The following is a 23704-nucleotide window of genomic DNA, read 5'->3' on the forward strand; positions in this document are numbered from 1 at the left end:
TCTTGGCCAGAACATCATGAACCCGGCACTTGCAGGAAGATGTTTCCTTTTGATTTCCTTCCCGGGTCATATGACAAACTTCGCTGCCCCGGCAGCCGCACACCTCGTGGATACCGTATCCGGTGCGACACCGCTTGCCGCAGCAAAAGCAGGAGAGCAGGTGAATCTGCTGTCCATGTTCCTTGGAAACACGACAGGAACCATCGGCGAGACTTCCGCGCTTGCCCTTCTGATCGGCGGAATTTTCCTCGTCTGCATCCATGTGATTGACCTCAACATTCCGCTCATTTACATCGGAACCGAGCTTTTATTCGCCCTGATTTTCGGCGGCCACGGCTTTGACATCAATTTCCTTGGTGCGCATCTCTTCGGCGGTGGGCTGATGCTCGGCGCATGGTTCATGGCAACCGATTACGTCACCCGCCCGATCACAAAGAAGGGACAGTATATCTACGCGGTCATTTTAGGACTTCTGACCGGCGTATTCCGTATCTTTGGAAATTCGGCAGAGGGCGTTTCCTATGCCATCATCTTTACCAACCTTCTGGTTCCGCTTATTGAGCGCGTGACCGTGCCGGTTGGATTCGGAAGAGGAGGCAAGAAGAAAGCATGAATAAAATAGTAAAAAATGCACTGATTCTTGCGGCGATTACGCTGATCGCCGGACTGCTTCTCGGTGCGGCCCACCAGGTAACCTTAGAGCCGATCCAGAAACAGCAGGAAAAAGAAAAACAGGAATCCTGCCAGAACGTATTCCCGGAGGCAGCTTCCTTTGAAGAAGTAACAATGAGCGATGCAGAACAGGCAGAGCTTACGGCAGCACTGATCGGCCACGGTTTTGAAGCACAGACAATTGACGAACTGCTGCTTGCAAAAGACGCATCCGGCGCGACGATCGGCCTGGTTGAGATCATCTCCACAACCGAAGGCTATGGCGGCGGCATGCAGTTCTCGATGGGAATTGCATCGGACGGAACGACAAAAGGAATCTCTTTCCTGTCACTTTCCGAGACGGCCGGCCTTGGTATGCGTGCCGACACAGACGATTTCAAGAATCAGTTCAAGGATAAAAACGTAGAAGCATTCTCCTACACAAAATCCGGCGCATCCGCGGATGATGAAATCGATGCGCTGAGCGGGGCAACTCTGACAACGAACGCTGTAACAAACGGTGTCAATGCAGGAATCTGCTGTTTTAACTACTGCAACGAATCCGGTCTGCTTTCCGGAGAGGGAGGGAACTCATGAGAAAAGATACGCCGCTGGAACGGCTTTATAATGGTATCATAAAAGAAAACCCGACCTTCGTCATGATGCTGGGTATGTGTCCGACGCTTGCGGTTACCACTTCTGCAAAGAACGGTATCGGCATGGGCCTTGCGACGATGGTCATCCTGACCGCCTCCAACCTGATGATTTCCCTGCTTCGGAAAATCATCCCGGACGGCGTGCGTATGCCAGCATACATCGTTGTTGTGGCATCGTTTGTAACCATCGTGGAATTTTTGATGGAAGGTTTTATTCCGGCACTCTATTCCGCCCTTGGCATCTACATCCCGCTGATCGTTGTAAACTGTATCATCCTGGGACGCGCCGAGGCATATGCTGGAAAACATGGTCCGATCCCGTCTTTATTTGATGGTATCGGCATGGGCCTTGGATTTACCGTCGGCCTGACCCTGATCGGTATGTTCCGTGAGCTGATCGGAGCCGGAACCCTGTTCGGTATCCAGGTAATGCCGAGTGCTTACGAACCGGTCAACATCTTCATCATGGCGCCGGGTGCATTCCTTGTGCTGGCAATGCTCGTTGCGGTGCAGAACCGCATCAAACGCCAGAAGTCAGAGAAAACCGGAAAACCGGCAGTCCCGGCAGAAGAGACCGGCTGTATGGCATGCGCCAATAAGGCATACTGCCAGGCTGTGAAAGGAAAGGAGGAAGCGAAATGAAAGAACTGATTTTGATTGCCATCGGTGCGGCGCTGGTGAACAACGTTGTCTTAAGCCAGTTCCTCGGCATCTGTGCTTTCCTCGGTGTTTCCAAAAAGATGGATACGGCGGCCGGCATGGGCGGAGCGGTTATTTTTGTCCTCACGATTTCTTCATTTGTGACAAGTCTGATTTACAAATTTATCCTGGCACCGGCAGAACTTGATTATCTGAAAACGATCGTTTTCATTCTTGTCATCGCGGCGCTGGTACAGCTCGTTGAGATGTTCCTGAAAAAGACGATTCCGTCTCTGTACCGAGCGCTCGGCGTTTACCTTCCGCTGATTACAACAAACTGCGCGGTACTCGGTGTGGCACTCATCAACGTACAGAAGGATTACACGATTCTGCAGGGTACGGTTTACGGTCTGGCAACCGCAATCGGCTTTACAATTGCCATGGTGCTGATGGCCGGCCTGCGGGAAAAGATGGAGTACAACGATATCCCGGAGTCATTCAAAGGAATGCCGATCGTTCTTCTTACGGCTATGCTGATGTCAATGGCATTTATGGGATTTTCCGGAATGATCTAGGAGGAATGAAGAGATGAATGGTATTTTAGCAGCCACCCTGATGGTGGGTGGAACCGGCCTTTTGATTGGTATTCTCCTTGGAATTGCCGGAAAGAAGTTTTATGTGGAAGTGGACGAGCGCGAGACGAAGGTCCGTGAAGCGCTGCCGGGCAACAACTGCGGCGGCTGCGGTTACCCGGGCTGTGACGGAGCGGCGGCTGCAGTGGTAAAGGGTGAAGCCCCGATTTCGGTCTGTCCGGTCGGCGGAGCGCCGGTTGCGGCAGCGATCGGTGCCATTATGGGACAGGAAGCCGGAGCACAGGAGCGCAGAAAAGCAGTGGTACGGTGCGCCGGTACGTGTGACGTGGCAAAGAACAAGTATGAATACACGGGTGCAAGGGACTGCTCCTACGCTGGTTTTGTACCGGGCGGCGGTCCGAAGAGCTGCGGAAACGGATGTCTTGGTTTTGGAAACTGCGTGAAGGCATGTAAGTTTGATGCGATCCATATTGAAAACGGCATTGCCGTTGTGGACGGCGAAGCGTGCAAGGCATGCGGTGCCTGCGTGAAGGCCTGTCCGAGAAATCTGATCGACCTGATTCCGTATGAGCAGAAGATCACGGTGAAATGCCGCTCAACCGAGAAGGGCAAGGCGGTGATGGCAGCGTGTGAGATCGGCTGTATCGGATGTAAGAAGTGCGAGAAGAACTGCCCGTCGGATGCAATTCACGTTGTGGACCAGCGCGCGGAGATCGACCCGGCAAAATGTACAGGCTGCGGCCTCTGCGCGGAGAACTGCCCGCGGAAGTGTATTATGGTAGAAAAATAAAAATGAGAAATTCCATGCTGTGGGAGGGAACTTCTGCGGCGTGGAATTTTTGCTTTTCGGTGATATCGTGTTAGCCAATGCCGGGGGTGGCTGGCTTGACTTGAATTTGGGAAAATGATAAACTGAAAGTCAGAAAACGAGGGGCGAAAAGCTAAAAAAATATAAAATGGCAGAAAGGACGGGGCAAAAGTATGACAATGACAATGGATGAACTGATGAAAGTGCTCGATATGCAGGAGGATATTCTGCAGTTTACGCATTTTACAAATGCAGACGCATGGGAACTGGGAACGATGATCCTGATGGAGGCAAGACGGCGCGGAGCGCAGGTTGGCATCATGATCCGCAGAAGCAATGGGGAAGTTGTATTCCAGTATTGTGATAACGGCATTACGCCGCACAATGTGGAGCTGATGAGACGGAAGAGCAATTCGGTGCTTCTGACGGAGCGGAGTTCGCTGCAGCTCTACATGGCAGCGACGAATGCGCCGGAGAGCGTAAAACAGATGGTACTGGACCCGAAGGAATACGCAATGCTGGGCGGAGGTTTTCCGATCTGCGTGGAAGAAGTCGGCGTTGTGGCAACCGTAGCAGTGTCCGGCATGGGACAGGTTTCGGATCATGATGTGATTGTGAAATGCATCAGCAAATATTTGCATATCGATGAAGTACCGAGAATCAGAACTGTATGAAAATGATGATTGAAACTAAATTTTGTGTATGATACAATGTCACCGGCAAAAAGACATGACAGTTCCATCAGGGACAACAAAACCCCCGTGAGCGGCAACTCACGGGGGTTGGTTTATGTCAGCAGGTTTTGCATATCTTCCGGCAGTGGTGCGTGGAAGTTTAAGGGTTCTCCGGTGATCGGATGGACGAAGGAGAGCGATGCAGAGTGAAGTGCCTGGCGGGGGAAAGTGCCGGGAGTTTTGTTGTAGAGGGTATCGCCGAGCAGCGGATGGCCGATGTAAGCCATGTGGACGCGGATCTGGTGGGTGCGGCCGGTTTCGAGATTGAGTTCGAGGTGGGAGAAAACGGAGCAGTGCGCGAGGGTGCGGTAATGGGTTACGGAGCGCTCGCCGGAGGCAAAGTCGACGGTGCGCTGGATGAGGGAGCCGTTGAGGCGGGCGATCGGTGCGTCGATGGTGCCGGATGCAGCGGTTTCGCCGAGGGCGAAGGCCTGATACGTGCGGTGGATTTCGCGGGAGCGCATGGCCTGGGAGAGAACGGCGGCGCTTAAGGCGTGCTTGGCGAGCACGATAAGGCCGGTGGTGTCGCGGTCGAGGCGGTTGATACAGCGGTAGACGAAGGGTTCACCTTTCTGTTCAAAATACCATGCAATGCCGTTTGCCAGCGTATTTTCATAATTTCCAATCGACGGATGAATCGGCGTATCAGCGGGTTTATCCACAACGAGGATGTCGTCATCCTCATACACAACCGAAAACGGAACCGGCCGCGGCAGAATTCCGTCGGAGGGTTCTGTTTCGACAAGGTGCGTTTCGATCACATCCCCGGCGTGCACGGCCTGGCTCGTCCAGGCGCGGACGCCGTTTTGGAAAATGCCGTCCTCTGTGCGTTTTAAGCCCGTAATAATATGGCGCGAATATCCATGCCGGCGGAGAAACCATTCCACAGTCAGATTTTCCCGTTCCTCCTCCGGCGAAACCACATATGTAAACCTGTGTCCCATACACAAAACCTCCGTTTCTATAGCTTTTTTATCGAATGAACCCTGTCATTTCGGGGCAAAATTTCAAAAAGAGACTTTCCCAGTCTTTCGCAAGTATAGCCGAAAACAGATGGAAAAGCAAGAAACTTACCTTTCTATAGCGAAAATATAAAAAAGTATAAAAGTTTCATGAAATGTCAGAATTTGATTGATTTTAGCGAAAGAAAAGTTTATGCTACTAAAAAAGAAAGAAAATCAAGAAACAGGAGGGGATACAGATGAAACAGGTGCAAAAACCGAAAAAACCCATAATTTTTTATTATGTGATTGCGCTGATCGTCATTCTGCTGTTAAATCTTCTGCTTTTCCCGAGACTTCTCGAGCCAAAAGTAACAGAAGTTGATTACGGAAAATTTTTGCAGATGGTAGATAACAACGAAATCAGCGAAGTCCAGATCCAGTCAAATGAGATTATTTTCAGCGACAAATCAAGCCCGGCGAATTATTATAAGACGGGTGTGATGAATGATTACAAGCTGGTAGATCGTTTATATGAGGCAGGTATTACCGAATTCGGAACGCCGATCATAGAGCAGATGTCGCCACTCATGGAATTTCTTTTAACATGGGTAATACCGATCGTTGTGATGGTTGCGCTCGGACAGTGGCTGATGAAACGTATGACGAGCAAGATGATGGGCGGCATGGGAAATGCGATGAGCTTTGGAAAGAGCAACGCCAAGGTTTATGTACAGTCCGAAACCGGCATTAAATTTGCAGATGTTGCCGGAGAGGATGAGGCAAAAGAAATTTTACAGGAGATTGTTGACTTCCTGCATAATCCCAAAAAATATGAAGAAATTGGTGCAAAAATGCCGAAAGGAGCACTGCTTGTCGGCCCTCCAGGAACCGGTAAAACGCTGCTTGCAAAGGCAGTAGCCGGAGAGGCAAATGTTCCGTTCTTCTCCATTTCCGGTTCTGAGTTTGTCGAGATGTTCGTCGGCATGGGAGCTGCGAAGGTGCGTGACCTGTTCCAGCAGGCAAATGAGAAAGCACCGTGTATCGTCTTTATCGATGAGATCGATACCGTCGGCAAAAAACGTGACGGCGGCGGATTCTCCGGAAACGACGAGCGTGAGCAGACCCTGAACCAGCTGCTTGCCGAGATGGATGGATTCGATGGAAAGAAAGGCGTTGTCATTCTGGCAGCGACGAACCGTCCGGATTCCCTGGACCCGGCACTTCTTCGTCCGGGCCGTTTCGACCGCCGTGTGCCGGTTGAACTGCCTGACTTAAAAGGCCGTGAGGAAATCCTGAAAGTCCATGCGAAAAACATCCGCGTGGGCGACAATGTCGATTACAATGCGATCGCACGTATGGCATCCGGTGCTTCTGGTGCAGAACTTGCCAATATGATCAACGAGGCAGCACTCCGTGCCGTCCGTGATGGAAGAAAATTCGTCACCCAGGCGGATCTGGAGGAGAGCGTTGAGGTTGTCATCGCCGGATACCAGAAGAAGAATAAGATCATGACCGACAAAGAGAAACTGATCGTTTCCTACCACGAGGTCGGCCATGCACTCGTCGCAGCACTGCAGAGCCATTCCGCTCCAGTTACGAAGATCACCATTATCCCGCGTACGTCCGGCGCCCTCGGCTATACGATGCAGGTGGATGAAGATGAGCATAATCTGATGAGCCGTGAAGAGCTGGAAAATAAAATTGCAACCCTGACCGGCGGCCGTGTGGCAGAGGATCTGGTGTTCCATTCCATCACGACAGGTGCTTCGAACGATATCGAGCAGGCAACGAAGGTGGCAAGAGCCATGATCACCCGCTTCGGTATGAACGAGGAATTTGGTATGGTTGCATTTGAGACGGTAACGAACCAGTACCTCGGCGGTGACACTTCCCTGGCATGCTCCGAATCGACAGCAGCACAGATTGATGAGAAGGTTGTTGCAGCAGTCAGAAAACAGTACGACAAAGCAGAGCAGCTCTTAAAAGATAACATGCCGAAACTCCACGAGCTGGCAAAATATCTGTATGAGAAAGAGACGATCACAGGTGATGAGTTTATGGAAATCCTGAATTTATCCCCGGATCAGCTCACGACAACGAGAATGGAAACAAATTAAAAAGCGATAAAAGCAGATGAGAATCCCGCGTTTCAAGGCGACTTCAGCCTTGCGCGGGATTCTTTCTTGTGCTATAATGCTGTAATGCGAAATTATGACACAAAAAGACAGATTTTTTTAAGATAGACCAAGAGAACATAAGGAGAAACGCAATGAAGAAAAAACAGGCATGGAAAGTGATGGGTGCTGTCCTTGCGGGCACACTGGTATTTTCCGATGCAGTTCCGCTCCGTGCCAGCGCATCGGCAGGAACGGAAAAAAGCGCAGTACAGAACGAAACTGTCTCCGGAACGGAGAACGGTACAGAGACAAAGACAAAACGGGCAGCCGTTTATGTGAATCTGAAAACCGGCGATGATACGGCAGACGGTACAACGGCAGAGACGGCAGTAAAAACCGTGGAAAAAGCACAGGAGCTTCTTGCAGTTGCAGCGGCAGAACTGCAGGCGGATGGGAAAACAACTGAAAAAAACACTGCTGCAGATACCAGCAAAACCGCAGCGGAGGAAGCAGCAGAAAAATATCTGGTATTCGTCGGCATGGATGAAAAAGAGCTGGAAACGTATCGAAAGAAACAGCAGAAAACAGACTTCAGGGGAAGAGTAACAGATACCGTTTTTGCGGCAGATGAAATCGTGGTGACAGAAGCCGGATATGAGGCTGTTCTGGCAGCAGAAAAAGCAAAAGAAACGGTTTCGGAAACACCAACGCTTGCGCCAGGCGAGTCTCCGGCACCGGATGCGGCAGAAGATACCGTAACACCAACTCCGGGTCCGACGGAAACGCCGGATGCAGAGCCAACCGCAGAACCGACGGAAACGCCGGACGCAGAGCCGACCGTAACGCCGGCGGAGGAACCAACGGCAACTCCGACACCGGATGCGGACAACGGAGAAGATACAGGGGATACACCAACGGCAGCGCCGACACCGGATGCGGAACCGACCGTAACGCCGGAAGTAACTCCGACGACAGCACCGGGCGAGAATACCGATGACAGTGAAAATCCGGAGAATCCGGAAACTCCGGCAGAAGATCCAACCGTGACACCTGCCCCGGATGATACAGCAAAAGACGATCCTGCAGCAGATGATACAAACCAGGACGACACAAACCAGGATAACCAGAACGGAACGGGAAATGATGCATCATCGGACCAGTGGAAACAGGATGAAAATCTGGATGACCTTGTAAAAGATGAAATTCAGAAAGAAAACGAAACCGTAAAAAATTTCGATGAAATTTCCAATCCATCCGGTACGGACAGCACAGAAGACGGCTATCTGATCTCCAATGTCTCTCTTTTGATCCAGCCGGTGGCAGTAAGTCTGTCCAGAAGCCTTGTATCAGAGGAGCAGACGGAAACAGCAGAAGCTGAGACGGCGGACGAAGGCGAGCATGAACTGCTTGCAGCTGCAGAGCAGAAATCCAACCTGAGTGCAGGTGAAATGACAGCAAGTGCAGCCGATGACGTAAGTACGCTGCGTGCCGCAGGAACGATCCTTGTAGGACCGGACAACTACGGAACGAATAAGACATCCACTCCGACTCCGACAGCCACACCGTCGAAGAGCAGCAGTAACAACAGCTCTTCCAATTCCAATACCGGAAGCACAAAGATTCCGCAGAAGAAGACACAGACCACTGTAAGCATCCGCAGCATCCCGGTCAACACCGGCGATGAGACGATGGTGCTTCCGCTGGCGATCAGCTCCGCACTTTCTGCAGCCGTTATGTTCTGCATGGCATTCCTTCAGATGCAGGCAAAACGCGCAAAGAGCATGGCTGCATGGCTGGAATTCAAAAAGAATCATCCGTTTGACGAAGAATAAAGAAACAGGCATATCCGGAAAAGCCATTCCATACATTTACAGTATGGGAGGGCTTTTTCTTATGGAAGAAAAGAAAACATGGGCGGTGGGTGCGGGCAGCGGGATCGGCTGGCTGAAGGCTCTTCTCGTTTCCTATCTGATCTCGGTGCTTCTTCTTTTGCTGTTGTCTTTCCTGCTCTGGAAATTTTCCTGGAAGGAAAGCTGGGTGCAGGCGGGCATTGTGGTGATCTATCTGGCATCAAGCTTTTCCGGCGGAAGAATGGCAGGAAACATGGCGGGAAAACGGCGGTTTCTCTGGGGCATCTGCTTTGGAATCGTGTATTTTGCCATTCTGATCATCGTCTCCGCAGTCTTCCTGCCGGGCGGATTTGCCGGAGCCGGAAGACTTCTGTGGGCGGCAGCAGTCTGTGCCGTCGGCGGAATGGCAGGCGGAATGACGGCACACGGCAGATAAAAGCGGACAAAACAGAACATTTTTTCAAAAAACAGACTTTTAAATTTGAAAAACCTATGCTATAATGGGAAGAGCTAATGGCCGAAGACTATAAAAAAGTCGCGCGTCAACTACAATGAAGGAGGAATGTGCCATGAAACACATCAAAACTTTAAATACAAAAAGCTTACAGAACACTGTAAAAAAAGGTGGATGCGGTGAGTGCCAGACATCCTGCCAGTCCGCATGTAAGACTTCTTGCACCGTAGGCAACCAGAGCTGCGAGCATAAGTAAAAGTAATCCATAAGGACGAGTAAAAGGTGTTCCCAGAACCGGTTTCGCCGGATTTGGGAACATTCTTTTTGCCAGGCACATCAAAAAAAGAGAGAGTTATAGAAAGGAATACCACAGTGATACATTTATATAAAAGCAATGGCTTCAACATGGTGCTGGACGTCAACAGCGGCTCCGTCCATGTTGTGGATGACTGCGTATACGATGTCCTTTCCTGCATGAACGAAGGAAAAAATGCAGAAGAGGCAGCAGAGGCGCTTAGCAGTAAATATGCCGAGCAGGACATCACCGAAGCCAGAGAAGAAATTCAGGAACTTACAGACAACGGCATGCTCTTTACAAAAGACATCTACGAAAACGCAATTGATCAGTTTTCCAACCGTCCGACCGTCGTAAAAGCACTCTGCCTCCACATTGCACACGACTGCAACCTTGCCTGTCGTTACTGCTTCGCAGAAGAGGGCGAGTATCACGGAAGACGTGCACTGATGTCCCTGGAAGTCGGCAAAAAAGCGCTTGATTTCCTGATCGCAAACTCCGGCAGCAGAAGAAACCTCGAGGTAGATTTCTTCGGCGGTGAACCGCTGATGAACTGGGATGTTGTAAAACAGCTCGTAGCCTACGGAAGAGAACAGGAGAAGTTACATAACAAGAACTTCCGTTTCACCCTGACCACCAACGGTGTTCTCTTAAACGACGAGGTCATGGAGTTCTGCAATAAAGAGATGGGCAACGTCGTATTAAGTATTGACGGAAGAAAAGAAGTTCACGATCACATGCGTCCGTTCCGCAAAGGTGCCGGAAGCTACGATCTGATCGTGCCGAAATTCCAGAAATTCGCTGAGCTTCGTCATCAGGACAAATACTATGTGCGCGGAACCTTCACGCATTACAACACAGACTTTGCTGCCGACGTCCTCCATCTGGCAGACCTCGGCTTCAAACAGATCTCGGTGGAGCCTGTTGTAGCGCCTCCGACCGAGGACTATGCGATCCGCGAGGAAGACCTTCCAGTGATTTTCGAACAGTACGACATTCTGGCAAGAGAGATGATCAAGAGAGAAAAAGAAGGAAGAGGCTTCAATTTCTTCCACTTTATGATCGATCTGACCGGCGGACCATGTGTTTATAAACGTCTTTCCGGCTGCGGTTCCGGAACCGAGTACCTTGCGGTAACACCGTGGGGCGATTTCTATCCGTGCCACCAGTTCGTAGGACAGGAAGATTTCTGCCTCGGAAATGTTTACGAAGGCGTGAAAAAGACAGAAACTGTCAACGAATTCAAAAAATGCAACGTTTATTCCAAGAAGGAGTGCAGCCAGTGCTTTGCACGGTTCTACTGCAGCGGCGGATGCGCGGCAAACTCCTACAATTTCACAGGTAAGATCAACGATGTTTACGAGATCGGATGCAAGATGCAGCAGAAACGGATCGAGTGTGCATTGATGATAAAGGCAGCTCTGGCCGAAGATTAAAGAAAAGAGGAAAATCGCGACATGATGAAGAAGAAACAGAGTATCATCGCACTCGTCCTGGCAGCCATTGTAACAGTGCTTCTTGGATGGACGATGATCAAAGGATGGGGTCCTACCGGAACCGGTTCGATGAAGAATATCAACCTGGGTCTGGATCTGTCCGGCGGTGTCAGCATTACCTATCAGGCCGTAAAGGACAACCCGACAGACGAAGAAATGTCAGATACCCGCTACAAGCTGGAACAGCGTGCGCAGCAGTACAGCGAAGAGGCACAGGTCTATCTGCAGGGCGACAACCGTATCACCATTGAAATCCCGGGTGCAACCGATGCAACCACCATTCTGGAAGAGATGGGTAAACCGGGAAGCCTGTATTTCATCAAACAGACCAACGATGACGGAACAGAAAACTACACCTACGACAGCTCGACCGGCGAGTACGTTCTGAACGGAAAAACTATCGAAGAGCTCGAGGAGGACGGCTCCGTCGTTCTGACCGGTAAAGATGTGGAGAGCGCAGAAGCCATGCATCAGCAGAACTCCACCACAAAAGCAACCGAGAGCGTCGTTCAGCTGAAAATGACCGACGAAGGAAAACAGAAATTTGCAGACGCAACCCAGGAAGCCTACAGCGCAGGAAAGAGCATCGGTATCTACTATGATGAAAAATTCGTCAGTGTACCGAGTGTAAACGCTGTGATTTCCGATGGTACTGCAGTCATCTCCGGCGGAAACATGGACTGGGATGAAGCAACCAGCCTGGCATCCACCCTCCGTATCGGTTCCCTTTCCCTGAAACTTGAGGAGATCAACTCCAGCGTCGTTGGAGCACAGCTTGGATCAGCAGCTGTTTCCACCAGCGTAAAAGCGGGAGCGATCGGCATTGTACTGATTATCCTTTTCCTTGCAATCGTATATCGCCTGCCTGGTATTGCTGCCGGATGGGCACTGCTCATCTATGTTGAGCTGAATCTGATTGCTTTAAATGCATTTGACCTGACATTGACCCTGCCTGGTATCGCAGGTGTTATCCTGTCGATCGGTATGGCGGTCGATGCGAACGTTATCATTTATGCCCGTATCGAGGAGGAGATCGGTGCCGGAAAGACGGTTCATGCGGCAATCCGCGACGGATTCAAGAAGGCAGCTTCTGCCATCCTGGACGGAAACGTGACGACCCTGATTGCAGCAGCTGTTCTGTATGCGCTTGCGAGCGGAAGTGTCCGCGGATTCGCCATGACACTTGCTCTTGGTATTGTTCTTTCCATGTTCAGCGCCATGGTTGTTTCCAGACTGCTGGTCAACAGCCTGTACGGTATGGGACTGAAGGATGCGAAATACTACGGAACCAAGAAAGAGCGCAAGGGATTTCCATTTGTGGAAAAGAGAAAGATCTTCTTCACGATCTCCTGCATTCTGCTGCTTGCCGTTCCGGCCAGCATGATTTTCATGCATCAGACAAAGGGAAGCGCACTGAACTTCGGCCTTGACTTCAAGGGCGGTACTTCCATCAACGTTCCGTTCAACGAGGATTACTCCATCGAAGAGCTGGACAAAGAGGTAGAGCCGGTTGTGGAAGGCGTGACAAAAGATTCCAATATTCAGATGACAAAGGTTGTCGGAGGCAACAATGTCATCATCAAAACACGTTCTCTGACTCTGGAAGAGCGTGAGCAGGTTTACCAGGCAATGGCAGACAATTTCGGTGTCGATACTTCTGAAATCACTTTCGACAACATTTCTTCTACTGTAAGTAAAGAGATGAGCCAGAATGCGATGAAAGCAGTTATCATCGCTGTAGTCTGCATGCTGCTGTACATCTGGATCCGTTTCCGCGACATCCGCTTCGCATCGAGTGCCATCCTTGCACTGATGCACGATATCGCCATTGTATTCGGATTCTATGTGGTATCCCGTATTTCGGTCGGCAGCACCTTTATCGCGTGTATGCTGACGATCCTCGGCTATTCCATCAACAGTACGATCGTCATCTTCGACCGTATCCGTGAGAATCTGCCGGAGTTAAAGAGAGAGCCGATCGAGTCCCTGGTTGACCGCTGCATCACGGGCACCCTGACCCGAAGCATTTACAGTTCCCTCACCACCTTTATCACCATCTTTGTTCTGTTCGTGATGGGAGTTTCTTCCATCCGCGACTTTGCAGCACCTCTGATGGTTGGTATCGTATGCGGAGCTTACACTTCTGTCTGCATCACAGGTGCCCTGTGGTATGTGATGAAGCACGTTGGAAAAAACAAATATGTGCCGTCCAAAGCAGTACAGAATAAGACAAAAAATAAATAAAAGCAGCAAAAACCATAAAAAGAGAAACGCCGGACCGGAAAAGTCCGGCGTTTCCTGCTAACAGGAAAGAGGAGAACATATGAAGAAAGAACGCTGGGTAGTTTCGGCAAAACGCGCCGATTTCCAGGCGATTGCGGACCGGTTCGGCATTGATCCCGTCATCGCCCGCCTGATCCGGAACCGGGATGTGACAGGGGAAAAAGAGATTGAAGAGTATCTCTTCGGAGATCTTGAACAGCTCCATGATCCGCTGTTGATGAAGGATATGGAGCGCGCGGCAGATCTGATCGCAGAAAAAATCCGGGAGAAAAAGCCGATCCGCATTATCGGCGATTACGATATTGACGGCGTTACCGCAACGTATATTCTGCTGACCGGCTTAAAAGATCTCGGTGCCGATGTGGATGTGCGTATCCCGGACCGGATTGCAGACGGATACGGCTTAAATGAGCATCTTGTGCAGTTTGCCGCGGATGAGGGGCGGGACACGATCGTCACCTGCGACAACGGCATCGCAGCGGGCAGCCAGATCCGTCTGGCAAAAGAGCTCGGCATGACGGTTGTCGTGACGGACCACCACGAGGTTCCGTTTGAGGAGGATGAAAACGGAGAACGCCGCTACATCCTGCCGCCGGCGGACGCGGTTGTCAATCCGAAACAGAAAGACTGTTCCTATCCATTTCCGGGCCTCTGCGGTGCGGCCGTCGCATGGAAACTGATCCAGACGATGGAGGCGAAAGCAGGTCTTCCAAAGGAGCACAGCTTCCGCTTTCTGGAATTTGTCGCCATTGCGACGATCGGTGATGTGATGGATCTGCAGGGAGAAAACCGGATTCTTGTAAAAGCCGGCCTTCGGGCGCTCCATAAAACGCAGAACCTCGGCCTGCAGGAGCTGATCCGTGCGCAGGGCATCGAGGCGGAAAATGTGACACCGTATCACATCGGCTTCGTTCTCGGCCCGTGCATCAATGCATCGGGACGGCTTGACACGGCGGAGCATTCGCTGAAGCTGCTCTGTGCACAGACGCGGGAAGAGGCAGCAAAGCTTGCCGGGGACTTAAAAGACCTGAATGAGAGCCGCAAAGAGCTGACGCGCCAGGGTGAGGCGAAAGCAATCGAGCTCGTGGAAACCTCCCCGCTGCAGAACGACAAAGTCCTCGTCGTCTATCTGCCGGACTGCCACGAGAGCCTTGCCGGAATTATCGCAGGTCGCCTGCGGGAGCACTTCCACAAACCATCCTTCGTACTCACCAGAAGTGAGGAGGGCGTCAAGGGCTCCGGCCGCTCGATCGAAGCGTATTCGATGTATGAGGAGCTCTGCAAATGCAAAGAACTGATAACGAAATTCGGCGGCCACCCGATGGCGGCGGGCCTTTCCCTCGCAGGAGAGGAGATGATCGAACCGTTCCGCCGGGCACTGAACGATAATTCCACGCTGACGGAAGAGGATTTTGTCGAAAAAGTCGTGATCGATGTGCCGATGCCGATCACCTACATCACCAAAAATCTGATCCGCCAGTTAAGTCTCTTGGAGCCGTTCGGAAAAGGCAACACGAAACCGCTGTTCGCACAGAAAGGACTGACTGTATTAAATTACCGCATTTTTGGAAAGAATAGAAATGTGGTGAAAGTGCAGCTTGCCGACGCGGGCGGATACCAGATGGATGGTGTCTATTTCGGCGAGGGAGAAGCGTTCGCCGCATACGTGGATGCACATCCGACCCTCTCGGCAGCGTACTATCCGTCGATCGATACGTGGAACGGACGCGACAAATTACAGATCAATATTCAGAGTTACTTTTAAAGATGCAAAAAAGCCAAGAATCCCCTGGATTTTGGCTCTGTTTTCTATCGGAAACAAAATTGACGCAGAAGAATATTGATGCTATACTGTAAGGTGAATTGTCAAACCCTGACGAAACGGAGGAATATTTTATGAAAAAGGTAGAGGATTACGTAAGAAGTATTCCGGATTTCCCGGAACCGGGTATTATTTTCAGAGATGTAACGAGTATCCTGCAGGACGCAGACGGACTGCAGCTTGCCATAGATGAGATGCAGCATTTTGTAGAAGAAGTAGACTGTGATGTAATCTGCGGAACCGAGTCCCGCGGCTTCATTTTCGGTATGCCGATCGCCTACAATCTGCACAAACCGTTCGTGCCGATCCGTAAAAAAGGAAAACTTCCTCTGGAGACCATTGAGGAGAGTTATGATCTGGAGTACGGCAGCGCAACGATCGAGATGCACAAAGACTCCATCAAACCGGGCCAGAAGGTAGTCATCATCGATGACCTGATTGCAACCGGCGGTACCGTGGAGGCCTGTGCAAAAATGATCGAGCGCCTCGGCGGCGAAGTAACCAGAATCGTGTTCCTGATGGAGCTTGCCGGCTTAAAAGGACGCGAAAAACTGGCAAAATATGATGTAAAATCTGTCATCCGTTACGATGGCAAATAACGTATCCAAGAAGCGCAGGGGATATCATAAGAGCGGAGGGATACATATGGAAGAAGAGAAAAGAATCAGTGAAGAAGAATTAAAAAAGGATGTGGCGGCAGCAGAAGCCAGAATCCGCAAGACGGACGATTTTACAAGTCCGGAGGAATTATACGGGGAATTAATCGCTTCTGTGAAAAAATATCATCCATCGGACGATATTTCCCTGATCGAAAAAGCATACCGCGTGGCAGCGGATGCACATAAGGACCAGAAAAGAAAGAGCGGGGAACCGTACATCATCCATCCGCTCTGTGTGGCAATTATCCTGGCAGATCTGGAGCTCGACAAGGAGTCGATCGCGGCAGGCCTTCTGCACGACGTTGTCGAAGATACCGTCATGACCGAAGAAGAGCTGACCGAGGAGTTCGGCCCGGAGGTGTCCCTGATTGTAAGCGGTGTCACAAAGCTGGCACAGCTGAAATATTCTGCGGATAAGGTCGAGGAGCAGGCAGAAAACCTGAGAAAGATGTTCCTTGCGATGGCAAAGGATATCCGCGTTATTCTGGTAAAACTGGCGGACCGTCTGCACAACATGCGGACCGCACAGTACTGGTCGCCGGAGACGCAGAAGAAAAAAGCGCGTGAGACGATGGATATCTATGCCCCGATCGCACAGCGCCTCGGTATTTCCAAGATCAAGGTCGAACTCGATGACCTTTCTCTGAAATATCTGGAGCCGGATGCGTACTATGAACTGGTGCAGAAGGTCAGCATGAAACGGGAGCAGCGGCAGGAGTTTGTCGATGCGATCGTAAAAGAGGTGACCCGTCATATCCACCAGGCCGGCATTGAGGCAGACGTCAACGGACGAATCAAGCACTTTTTCAGCATCTACAAAAAGATGGTCAACCAGCACAAGACGCTGGATCAGATCTATGACCTTTTTGCGGTCCGCATCATCGTGGAATCCGTCAAAGACTGCTATGCAGCGCTCGGTGTCATCCATGAAATGTACACGCCGATCCCGGGCCGTTTCAAAGATTACATTGCGATGCCGAAGCCAAACCGTTACCAGTCCCTGCATACAACCCTGATCGGACCGAACGGACAGCCGTTTGAGATTCAGATCCGTACTTATGAGATGCACCGGATTGCAGAATACGGTATCGCTGCACACTGGAAATACAAAGAGGCCTCCGACGGCAAGAAACCGGGACCGGAGCAGGAAGAGGAAAAACTGACCTGGCTGCGCCAGATTCTGGAGTGGCAGCAGGACATGGCGGACAATCATGAGTTCATGAACCTCTTAAAGAGCGATCTCGACCTGTTTGCCGACAATGTTTACTGTTTCAGCCCGGCGGGCGATGTCAAAACGCTTCCGGTCGGCTCCTGTGCCATCGACTTTGCTTATTCCGTCCACAGTGCGGTCGGCAACAAGATGGTCGGAGCGAGGGTCAACGGAAAACTCGTGCCGATCGAGACGGAACTTCACAACGGAGACCGCGTCGAGATCATCACCTCGCAGAACTCCAAGGGACCGAGCCGCGACTGGCTGAAAATTGCGAAGAGTTCCCAGGCAAAGAGCCGCATCAACCAGTGGTTCCGCCAGCAGAACAAGACGGACAACATCGTCAAAGGCAAGGAAATGCTCACCAACTATGCAAAGCTGAAGGGCAAAAACCTTGGAATCTATACGAAACCGATGTACGAAGAGGCTGTCATGAGAAAGTACGGCTTCCGCGACTGGGATTCCGTTCTTGCAGCCATCGGCCACGGCGGCTTAAAAGAGGGCCAGGTCCTCAACAAGCTGATTGAGACGTACGAAAAGCAGCATAAAAAAGAGATCACCGACGAGCAGGTGCTCGAGGCGGCATCCGGAGAGAAAGTTCTGCCGGTTGGAAAGAGCAAGGGCGGCATCGTCGTGCGCGGTATCCACGATGTGGCAGTTCGCTTCTCCAAATGCTGCAATCCGATCCCGGGCGATGAGATCGTGGGCTTTGTCACAAGAGGACGCGGCGTGACAATCCACCGCACCGACTGTGTCAATGTCCTGAATCTGCCGGAATCCGAGCGGGCGCGCCTCATTGATGCTGAATGGCAGGCAGAGGACAACGGCGGCTCTCTCTATACCGTGGAGATCAGCGTTTACGCAAACAACCGTACCGGTCTTCTGGTGGATATCTCCAAGATCTTTACCGAGCGGAAGATCGACCTTGCGGCGATGAACGTGAGAACGAGCAAGCAGGGAACGGCTTCCATCGATGTGACGTTCGACGTGCACAACAACGAAGAGCTGAACAGCATCATCGAGAAGGTGCGCCAGGTGGAGAGCGTGATCGATATTCAGAGATCGAGAGGATAAAAAGGAGAAAAGCGTATGATAAAGGTAAATTACCGGGCACTTGGAATGCTCTCGACCAACTGCTACGTTGTGGAAAATCCGGACAGCCAGAAGGTGCTGATCGTGGACCCGGGCGATTCGCCGTTGGAGATTGAACGCCAGATCGACGAGATCGACGGCGACCCGGAGGCCATTCTGCTGACCCATGGCCATTTCGACCATATGCTGGCAGCGGATGCGCTGCGGAAAAAATACCATATCCCGGTCTATGTCCATGAAAAAGAGCAGCACCTGCTGGGGGATCCAAAGGAAAATCTTTCCGGGCTCTGGAGCAAACCGTACACGATGCAGGCGGACAAAACCGTAAAAGAGGGCGATGTTCTGCATCTCGCGGATTTTGAAATCCACGTCCTTGCGACACCGGGCCACACGGCAGGCGGTGTCTGCTACTATATCCCGGCAGAAAAGGCACTCTTTTCCGGCGATACGCTGTTCTGCGAGTCCTACGGAAGATACGACTTCCCGACATCCTCCGGCAGAGAGCTGATCGCGTCGGTCAAGCGCCTGTTAAAAGAGCTTCCCGGGGATGTGGCCGTGTATCCGGGGCACAACGATGAAACTACGATTGAACATGAAAAGAGGTACAATCCCCTTGCTTAATATCAGCCTTTGTTTTAACAGAAAAGATTTTGAATACGATGTGTATTCCCTGATCAAGGCATTCTATCCAGGCTGTGAGATTACCTCATGGTACGAGGAGGATGGGGAGCCGGACGGGGAATTTGCATATTATGATACGATCACATACGAGGCGGATCAGATCTGTTTTTCGATTGCAGACGGGAAACATGAGACGCTCGCTTCGCAGTGTGAGGCGGTGGAATATGAAAAAGACCGCCATGAAACGAAAAATGTCCTGAAACGGATGGTATACCGCACACTTTCCGAGGTGAGCGGCAAAGAACTTCCGTGGGGCGACCTCACCGGCATCCGGCCGACAAAAATTCCGATGAAGATGCTTGAAGAGGGAAAGAAGAATGTAGAAATCGCAAAATATATGCGCGAAACCTACTACACCAGTCCGGAAAAGACGGCACTCGCCATCACGATTGCCAACCGGGAGAAGGACATTTTAAAGACGATCGACTACGAACACGGTTACAGCCTGTACATCGGCATCCCGTTCTGTCCGAGCATCTGCCTGTACTGTTCCTTCGGCTCCCATGTCTTAAGCCGCTGGGAGCATATGGTAGATCCGTATCTCGATGCACTGATCAAAGAACTGACCTTTATCAGTGAGAACATGAAGGATTACACCCTTGATACGATCTACATCGGAGGCGGTACGCCGACCACGCTGAATGCGGCACAGATGGAGCGCCTGCTCACGAAAGTGACAGAGCTCTTCCCGATGGAGCAGGTGCAGGAGTTCACCGTGGAGGCAGGACGGCCGGATACGATCAGTGAGGAGGTCTTAAAAGCCATCCGCAAATTTCCGGTCACCCGTATTTCGATCAATCCACAGACCATGAACCAGGAAACGCTGGATCTGATCGGACGCCACCATACCGTGGAGGAGATCGAAGAGAAGTTCCGCATGGCGCGTTCCCTTGGATTTGACAACATCAACATGGATCTGATCGTCGGTCTGCCGGGCGAGGACAAGGAAAAAGTGGCGTATACGCTGGAAAAAGTGGAAGCGCTGAATCCGGATTCCCTGACCGTCCATTCCCTTGCGTTAAAGCGTGCAACGAGACTCAACCTGTTCAAAGACAAATATCAGGAGATCTCGTTTGAAAACTCTGCCGAGATCATGAAAATGACGATGGACAGCGCACACCGCATGGAGATGGGACCGTATTACATGTACCGCCAGAAAAATATGGCGGGTAACTTTGAGAATGTCGGCTACTCCCGCGAAGGAAAAGCAGGCATCTACAACATCCTCATTATGGAGGAAAAACAGTCCATTCTGGCTGCGGGAGCCGGAGCGTCCACGAAATTCGTGTTTGAACACGGAGAGCGCATTGAGCGGGTGGAGAACGTGAAGGATCTGAAAAACTACGTGGAGCGTATCGATGAAATGATCGAGAGAAAGCGTATCGGAATGGAGAAGTATCTGCCAAAATGAAAGAAAATTCCAGTCAGCAGCTTCACATGCTGCGCTATACCCTGACTGAGCAGCTCATCCATGGGATGGAAGTGAGCAATTTAGCTTACGATCTTGCGCGGGAACTGGGGTATGAGAAAGAAATCTGCTATGAGCTTGCAAAAGCGGGCGTTCTCCACGATATCGGAAAGATTGTACTGGAGAATTACGTAGAAGAACAGGATACGCTCGTCGTCGAGGAGATGCGCTTTGTGCGGACCCATTCCACACTGGGCTATGAGCTCCTTCAGGGACGCGGCTACTCCGGTTTTGTGCTGGAGAGTATTCTGTATCACCATGAAAATTATGACGGAACCGGGTATCCGGCCAATCTGGCGGGAGAAAAGATTCCGTTTGGGGCGCGTATCTTACGCATCTGTGATGTGTACTGCGCGCTGACCTCCGACCGCCCGTACCGGAGTGCGTTTACGCGGGAACAGGCGATGGAGCTTATGACAGAAGAAGTCAAGAATTTTGATCTGAAAATGTTCCTGGCATTTCAGAGAGTGATCCACAGCGGCAGCAGGAAAGCGATCAAGCTTTCTGATGTCGATGAATTGATCCAGGAAATCATAAAGGAGAAAACAGAAAATGGCATTAAAGAAGAAACCGGTTACCGGAATGAAAGATATTTTACCGAAAGAAATGGCAATCCGTGACTACGTGATCCGTCTGATCAAGGAAACTTACGGAACCTTCGGCTTTACCTCCATGGAGACCCCATGCGTGGAGCACATCGAAAACCTGAACAGTAAACAGGGCGGCGAGAATGAGAAACTGATTTTCAAGATCTTAAAAAGAGGAGAGAAGCTGAAACTCGAGACCGCTGAGAAAGAAAACGATCTCGTAGACAGCGGCCTGCGTTATGACCTGACCGTTCCGCTCTGCCGTTACTATTCCAACAACGCAAACGAGCTTCCGTCCCCGTTCAAAGCACTTCAGATGGGAAATGTATGGCGTGCAGACCGTCCGCAGAGAGGAAGATACCGCCAGTTCATGCAGTGCGATATCGATATCCTCGGCGAGCCGACCAACCTCGCAGAGATCGAGCTGATCCTTGCTACCACCACACTGCTTGGAAAACTGGACTTCAAGAACTTCACGATCCGTATCAACGACCGCCGCATCTTAAAAGCAATGGCAGCCTGCAGCGGATTCCCGGAGGAGTCCTATGACACCGTATTTATTATCCTCGATAAGATGGATAAAATCGGTCTTGAGGGCGTTGCCAAAGAGCTCGAGGAAGCCGGCTTTGCAAAAGAGTCCGTAGAGAAATACCTGAAAATGTTCGAGGAGATCACCCCGGATACCGCAGGCGTAGAGTACTGCCGTGAGAAACTCGAGGGATTCCTTGACAAAGAGTACGCAGACGGCCTGAAGACCATCATCGACAGTGTCAATGCCGTGAAGACCGCAGAATTCAAGATCGCTTTCGATCCGACTCTGGTGCGCGGAATGTCCTACTACACCGGACCGATCTTCGAGATCGCTATGGATGAGTACGGCGGATCTGTCGGAGGCGGCGGACGCTACGATGAAATGATCGGAAAATTCACCGGAAACCAGACCTGCGCATGCGGATTCTCCATCGGATTTGAGCGTATCGTTATGCTTCTGCTTGAGAGAGATTACCAGATCCCGGGCGCACAGAAGAAAAAAGCGTACCTGATCGAGAAAAACATGCCGGCAGAGGGAATGCAGAAGATCATTCAGCAGGCGACAAAAGAGAGAAGTGAAGGCACGGCCATCAACATCGCCGTGATGAAGAAGAACAAGAAATTCCAGAAAGAGCAGCTTGCCAGCGAGGGCTACACTGAGATCGAAGAATTTTTTGTTGACAAAATGTAAGGAATATCCAATAATAGTAATCGCATGAAAAAACGATGTGCTGCGGATGCAGATTCTTTGTGTCCGCAGTTCCAAATAGGAGGAACAAGAAAATGGCTGAATCCATGAAAGGCCTGAAGAGAACCTGCCGCTGTGCGGAAGTCACAAAAGCAGATATCGGAAAAAAAGTAACCCTGATGGGCTGGGTACAGAAGAGCCGTAATAAAGGCGGAATTATTTTCGTCGATCTGCGTGACAGAAGCGGTATTATGCAGATCATCTTTGAGAACGGCCCGATCAGTGAGGAAGGTTTTGAAAAAGCAGCAAAACTGCGCAGCGAGTTCGTTATCGCCGTAGAAGGTGAAGTAATGGCCCGCTCCGGTGCTGTCAATGAAAACCTGGCAACAGGAGAGATCGAAGTAAAGGCTGAGTCCTTACGCATCCTTTCCGAGGCAGAAACCCCGCCGTTCCCGATCGAGGAGGATTCCAAGACGAGAGAAGAACTTCGTCTGAAATACCGTTACCTGGATCTGCGCCGCCCGGACATCCAGAGAAACCTGATCATGAGAAGCAAAGTGGCAATGCTCACCCGTGAGTTCATGTCCAAAGAAGGCTTCCTTGAGATTGAAACTCCGATGCTGACGAAATCTACACCGGAAGGCGCCAGAGATTACCTGGTACCGAGCCGTGTTCATCCGGGCAGCTTCTACGCACTGCCGCAGTCTCCGCAGCTGTTCAAACAGCTTCTGATGTGCTCCGGCTATGACCGTTATATCCAGATCGTAAAATGTTTCCGTGACGAGGACCTGCGTGCCGACCGTCAGCCGGAGTTCACCCAGATCGATATGGAGCTTGCTTTCGTTGATGTAGATGATGTTATCGATGTCAATGAGAGACTGCTGGCACACCTGTTCAAAGAGGTGCTCGGCGTTGAGGTACAGCTCCCGATCCAGAGAATGACCTGGAAAGAGGCTATGAACCGTTTCGGTTCCGACAAACCGGACCTGCGTTTCGGTATGGAGCTGGTTGATGTTTCCGAGACCGTAAAAGATACCGAGTTCGTTGTATTTAAAGGCGCACTCGAAAACGGCGGTTCTGTCCGCGGTATCAACGCAAAGGGACAGGGCGCAATGCCGAGAAAGAAAATCGACAAGCTCGTTGAGTTTGCGAAAGGATATGGAGCAAAAGGTCTTGCCTACATTGCAATCCATGAGGACGGCAGCTGGAAATCTTCCTTCTCCAAATTTATGACCGAGGAGCAGCTGGAAGCTCTCATCAAAGCCATGGACGGACAGGCAGGAGACCTTCTTCTCTTCGCAGCAGACCGCAACAAGATCGTTTGGAACGTTCTTGGCGCACTTCGTCTGGAACTGGCAGAGCAGATGGGACTGCTCGACAAGAACGAGTACCGTTTCGTATGGATTACCGAGTTCCCGCTTCTGGAGTGGTCCGATGAGGAGAACC

21 protein-coding genes are annotated in these 23704 nt (G+C 51.0%); 20 read left to right on the plus strand and 1 reads right to left on the minus strand.

Translation table 11 applies throughout. The annotated features are described in order from the left end of the window. The 6 genes from ACY2VW_RS11165 to ACY2VW_RS11190 form a co-directional block, all read left to right on the plus strand. The coding region (locus tag ACY2VW_RS11165) for an RnfABCDGE type electron transport complex subunit D (protein WP_461878123.1) at positions 1–613 on the plus strand (613 nt) is incomplete at its 5' end. After that, positions 610–1248, plus strand: coding sequence for an FMN-binding protein (locus ACY2VW_RS11170; protein WP_461873216.1), 639 nt, complete (start codon positions 610–612; stop codon positions 1246–1248). The genes ACY2VW_RS11165 and ACY2VW_RS11170, both read left to right, overlap by 4 nt. Beyond that, on the plus strand, positions 1245–1949 hold the full coding sequence (gene rsxE, locus ACY2VW_RS11175) for an electron transport complex subunit RsxE (protein WP_022461369.1): 705 nt from the start codon (positions 1245–1247) through the stop codon (positions 1947–1949). Before ACY2VW_RS11170 ends, rsxE begins: the two co-directional genes overlap by 4 nt. Further along, positions 1946–2521, plus strand: coding sequence for an electron transport complex subunit RsxA (rsxA, locus tag ACY2VW_RS11180; RefSeq protein WP_022461368.1), 576 nt, complete (start codon positions 1946–1948; stop codon positions 2519–2521). Before rsxE ends, rsxA begins: the two co-directional genes overlap by 4 nt. Positions 2522–2534: 13 nt before the next feature. Then, entirely contained in the window at positions 2535–3329 is a 795-nt protein-coding gene (locus ACY2VW_RS11185; RefSeq protein ID WP_118640218.1) for an RnfABCDGE type electron transport complex subunit B, read from the plus strand. A gap of 191 nt (positions 3330–3520) precedes the next feature. Continuing rightward, positions 3521–4021 carry a heme-degrading domain-containing protein gene (locus tag ACY2VW_RS11190; protein ID WP_022461366.1) on the plus strand — a complete coding sequence of 167 codons (501 nt, stop codon included), beginning with the start codon at positions 3521–3523 and terminating at the stop codon, positions 4019–4021. A gap of 113 nt (positions 4022–4134) precedes the next feature. Here ACY2VW_RS11190 and ACY2VW_RS11195 read toward each other — a convergent pair whose 3' ends face one another. Then, entirely contained in the window at positions 4135–5025 is an 891-nt protein-coding gene (locus ACY2VW_RS11195; RefSeq protein WP_238033360.1) for an RluA family pseudouridine synthase, read from the minus strand. 257 nt (positions 5026–5282) lie between these two features. On the opposite strand from ACY2VW_RS11195, the gene ftsH reads away from it, so the two are divergent. The 14 genes from ftsH to aspS all read left to right on the plus strand — a co-directional run. Continuing rightward, a complete protein-coding gene (gene ftsH / locus ACY2VW_RS11200; RefSeq protein ID WP_117509257.1) occupies positions 5283–7142 on the plus strand; it encodes an ATP-dependent zinc metalloprotease FtsH in 1860 nt (619 codons plus the stop codon). Positions 7143–7294: 152 nt separating this feature from the next. After that, positions 7295–8974, plus strand: coding sequence for a prolipoprotein diacylglyceryl transferase (locus ACY2VW_RS11205; protein WP_461878124.1), 1680 nt, complete (start codon positions 7295–7297; stop codon positions 8972–8974). 61 nt (positions 8975–9035) lie between these two features. After that, positions 9036–9428: a TIGR04086 family membrane protein gene (locus tag ACY2VW_RS11210; protein ID WP_022461130.1), complete on the plus strand. Its 393-nt coding sequence runs from the start codon at positions 9036–9038 to the stop codon at positions 9426–9428. A 133-nt stretch (positions 9429–9561) separates the two neighbouring features. After that, positions 9562–9702 carry a six-cysteine ranthipeptide SCIFF gene (scfA, locus tag ACY2VW_RS11215; RefSeq protein WP_022461131.1) on the plus strand — a complete coding sequence of 47 codons (141 nt, stop codon included), beginning with the start codon at positions 9562–9564 and terminating at the stop codon, positions 9700–9702. A gap of 116 nt (positions 9703–9818) precedes the next feature. Further along, the gene (gene scfB / locus ACY2VW_RS11220; RefSeq protein ID WP_117509255.1) at positions 9819–11177 is read left to right on the plus strand and encodes a thioether cross-link-forming SCIFF peptide maturase; all 1359 of its coding nucleotides are present in this window, start codon (positions 9819–9821) and stop codon (positions 11175–11177) included. 24 nt (positions 11178–11201) lie between these two features. Continuing rightward, entirely contained in the window at positions 11202–13481 is a 2280-nt protein-coding gene (gene secD / locus ACY2VW_RS11225) for a protein translocase subunit SecD (RefSeq protein ID WP_461878131.1), read from the plus strand. 79 nt (positions 13482–13560) lie between these two features. Continuing rightward, the gene (gene recJ / locus ACY2VW_RS11230) at positions 13561–15285 is read left to right on the plus strand and encodes a single-stranded-DNA-specific exonuclease RecJ (RefSeq protein ID WP_461878125.1); all 1725 of its coding nucleotides are present in this window, start codon (positions 13561–13563) and stop codon (positions 15283–15285) included. A 131-nt stretch (positions 15286–15416) separates the two neighbouring features. Next, positions 15417–15941, plus strand: a complete 525-nt coding sequence (locus ACY2VW_RS11235) for an adenine phosphoribosyltransferase (RefSeq protein WP_117509253.1) — start codon at positions 15417–15419, stop codon at positions 15939–15941. A gap of 46 nt (positions 15942–15987) precedes the next feature. Next, positions 15988–18285 carry a RelA/SpoT family protein gene (locus ACY2VW_RS11240; RefSeq protein WP_055265315.1) on the plus strand — a complete coding sequence of 766 codons (2298 nt, stop codon included), beginning with the start codon at positions 15988–15990 and terminating at the stop codon, positions 18283–18285. 15 nt (positions 18286–18300) lie between these two features. Beyond that, positions 18301–18924 (plus strand): MBL fold metallo-hydrolase, encoded by a 624-nt coding sequence (locus ACY2VW_RS11245; RefSeq protein WP_461878126.1) that lies wholly within the window; start codon positions 18301–18303, stop codon positions 18922–18924. Next, a complete protein-coding gene (hemZ, locus tag ACY2VW_RS11250; RefSeq protein ID WP_461878127.1) occupies positions 18896–20395 on the plus strand; it encodes a coproporphyrinogen dehydrogenase HemZ in 1500 nt (499 codons plus the stop codon). The genes ACY2VW_RS11245 and hemZ overlap by 29 nt, the downstream gene beginning before the upstream one ends. Further along, on the plus strand, positions 20392–21072 hold the full coding sequence (locus tag ACY2VW_RS11255; RefSeq protein WP_461878128.1) for an HD-GYP domain-containing protein: 681 nt from the start codon (positions 20392–20394) through the stop codon (positions 21070–21072). Before hemZ ends, ACY2VW_RS11255 begins: the two co-directional genes overlap by 4 nt. Then, positions 21005–22261, plus strand: a complete 1257-nt coding sequence (gene hisS, locus ACY2VW_RS11260) for a histidine--tRNA ligase (RefSeq protein WP_461878129.1) — start codon at positions 21005–21007, stop codon at positions 22259–22261. The genes ACY2VW_RS11255 and hisS overlap by 68 nt, the downstream gene beginning before the upstream one ends. Positions 22262–22353: 92 nt before the next feature. After that, a partial coding sequence (gene aspS / locus ACY2VW_RS11265) for an aspartate--tRNA ligase (RefSeq protein ID WP_461878130.1) occupies positions 22354–23704 on the plus strand: 1351 nt, incomplete at its 3' end.

It is taken from the genome of Fusicatenibacter sp. (assembly GCF_977045365.1).

Excerpts from the sequence above, each read along its gene's own strand:
- ACY2VW_RS11170 (WP_461873216.1), top strand. The coding sequence starts at position 610 with ATGAATAAAATAGTAAAAAATGCACTGATTCTTGCGGCGATTACGCTG.
- rsxE (WP_022461369.1), top strand. The coding sequence starts at position 1,245 with ATGAGAAAAGATACGCCGCTGGAACGGCTTTATAATGGTATCATAAAA.
- rsxA (WP_022461368.1), top strand. The coding sequence starts at position 1,946 with ATGAAAGAACTGATTTTGATTGCCATCGGTGCGGCGCTGGTGAACAAC.
- ACY2VW_RS11185 (WP_118640218.1), top strand. The coding sequence starts at position 2,535 with ATGAATGGTATTTTAGCAGCCACCCTGATGGTGGGTGGAACCGGCCTT.
- ACY2VW_RS11190 (WP_022461366.1), top strand. The coding sequence starts at position 3,521 with ATGACAATGACAATGGATGAACTGATGAAAGTGCTCGATATGCAGGAG.
- ACY2VW_RS11195 (WP_238033360.1), bottom strand. The coding sequence starts at position 5,025 with ATGGGACACAGGTTTACATATGTGGTTTCGCCGGAGGAGGAACGGGAA.
- ftsH (WP_117509257.1), top strand. The coding sequence starts at position 5,283 with ATGAAACAGGTGCAAAAACCGAAAAAACCCATAATTTTTTATTATGTG.
- ACY2VW_RS11205 (WP_461878124.1), top strand. The coding sequence starts at position 7,295 with ATGAAGAAAAAACAGGCATGGAAAGTGATGGGTGCTGTCCTTGCGGGC.
- ACY2VW_RS11210 (WP_022461130.1), top strand. The coding sequence starts at position 9,036 with ATGGAAGAAAAGAAAACATGGGCGGTGGGTGCGGGCAGCGGGATCGGC.
- scfA (WP_022461131.1), top strand. The coding sequence starts at position 9,562 with ATGAAACACATCAAAACTTTAAATACAAAAAGCTTACAGAACACTGTA.
- secD (WP_461878131.1), top strand. The coding sequence starts at position 11,202 with ATGAAGAAGAAACAGAGTATCATCGCACTCGTCCTGGCAGCCATTGTA.
- recJ (WP_461878125.1), top strand. The coding sequence starts at position 13,561 with ATGAAGAAAGAACGCTGGGTAGTTTCGGCAAAACGCGCCGATTTCCAG.
- ACY2VW_RS11235 (WP_117509253.1), top strand. The coding sequence starts at position 15,417 with ATGAAAAAGGTAGAGGATTACGTAAGAAGTATTCCGGATTTCCCGGAA.
- ACY2VW_RS11240 (WP_055265315.1), top strand. The coding sequence starts at position 15,988 with ATGGAAGAAGAGAAAAGAATCAGTGAAGAAGAATTAAAAAAGGATGTG.
- ACY2VW_RS11245 (WP_461878126.1), top strand. The coding sequence starts at position 18,301 with ATGATAAAGGTAAATTACCGGGCACTTGGAATGCTCTCGACCAACTGC.
- hemZ (WP_461878127.1), top strand. The coding sequence starts at position 18,896 with ATGAAAAGAGGTACAATCCCCTTGCTTAATATCAGCCTTTGTTTTAAC.
- ACY2VW_RS11255 (WP_461878128.1), top strand. The coding sequence starts at position 20,392 with ATGAAAGAAAATTCCAGTCAGCAGCTTCACATGCTGCGCTATACCCTG.
- hisS (WP_461878129.1), top strand. The coding sequence starts at position 21,005 with ATGGCATTAAAGAAGAAACCGGTTACCGGAATGAAAGATATTTTACCG.